The organism is Frankia sp. CoWAU3, from assembly GCF_977971855.1.
Genome location: NZ_CDWWXB010000177.1, coordinates 4,174 through 5,584 on the forward strand (window position 1 = coordinate 4,174; position 1,411 = coordinate 5,584).

The window sequence follows — 1,411 nt, forward strand, 5'->3', positions numbered from 1 at the left end:
GCGGCCACCTGACGGGCGTCGTAGGCGGCGACCGAGGTCAGCACCGGGTGCCGCTCCTCGGGCGGAGTGTCGATGGTCGACAGCTCCCGGATACCGGTGATCGACATCTCCAGCGTGCGGGGGATCGGTGTGGCGCTCATCGTGAGCACGTCCACCGCCGTGCGCATCTTCTTGAGCTGCTCTTTGTGCTCGACACCGAAGCGCTGCTCCTCGTCGACGATCACCAGGCCGAGATCCTTGAAGCGGTTCTCCCCGGACAGCAGCCGGTGGGTGCCGATGACCACGTCGACACTGCCGGTAGCGAGCCCCTCCTGCACCGCCTTGTGTTCGGCGGGCGAGTTGAACCGGCTCATCGCCTTCACCACCACCGGGAATGCGGCGTAACGCTCGGAGAAGGTCTGGAAGTGCTGCTGGACCAGCAGCGTCGTGGGCACCAGCACCGCGACCTGCTTGCCGTCCTGCACCGCCTTGAACGCGGCCCGCACCGCGATCTCGGTCTTGCCGTAGCCGACGTCGCCGCAGATTACCCGGTCCATCGGGACCGGCTCCTCCATGTCGGCCTTGACCTCGTCGATGGCGGAGAGCTGATCGGGTGTCTCTCGGAACGGGAAGGCGTCCTCCAGCTCACGCTGCCAGGGACTGTCGGGAGCGAAGGCATGCCCGGGAGCAGCCATCCGGGCGCTGTAGAGCCGGATCAGCTCACCGGCGATCTCCTTGACGGCCCTGCGGGCCCGACTCTTGCGCTTGGCCCAGTCGGCGCCGCCGATGCGGTCCAGGCTCGGCGCGTCACCCCCGACATACCGGGTGATCTGTTCAAGCTGGTCGGTCGGCACATACAGTCGGTCGCCCCGGGCGTATTCCAGCAGAAGGTACTCCCGCTTGGCGCCCGCGACGGTCCTGGTGACCATCTCGACGTAGCGGCCGACGCCGTGCGCGTCGTGGACCACCATGTCCCCGGGGAGCAGGGCGAGCGGATCGATGCCCTTGCGCCGCCGGCTCGGCATGCGCCGCATGTCCTTCGTGCTCACCCCGCGGGCACCCGCGATGTCGCTTTCAGTAAGAACGGCGAGGCGCAAAGTATCGCTGGTGAAGCCGGTGGCGAGCCGACCGCAGGTGACCATGGCGACGCCCGGAGTGAGGGTGGCCTCCTCGGCGAGGCCGGCGCCCAGGTCGGCGTCGCGCAGCATCTCCACCAGGCGCTGCGCCGGACCGTGTCCCTCGGTGACCAGCAGCACTCGCCAGGACTCGGCGAGCCAGCCCTTGACGTCGGCGATGACCGCCGCGGTGTCCCCGTGGTAGATCGGCGCGGGCCGGAGGCTGGCGACCACCGTGTTGTCGCCGTAGTTGTCGCCGTACTCGGTCCCGTCGTAGGCGGCGCCCGTCAGCCCGGTGCCCGCCGGTTCCCGGTCGC

1 protein-coding gene is annotated in these 1,411 nt (G+C 69.3%); it reads right to left on the bottom strand.

Annotated elements, in window-relative coordinates; translation table 11 throughout:
- Positions 1-1,411: DEAD/DEAH box helicase (locus AC08ON_RS14305; RefSeq protein ID WP_476617144.1), on the bottom strand; the 1,411-nt coding region annotated here is incomplete at both ends.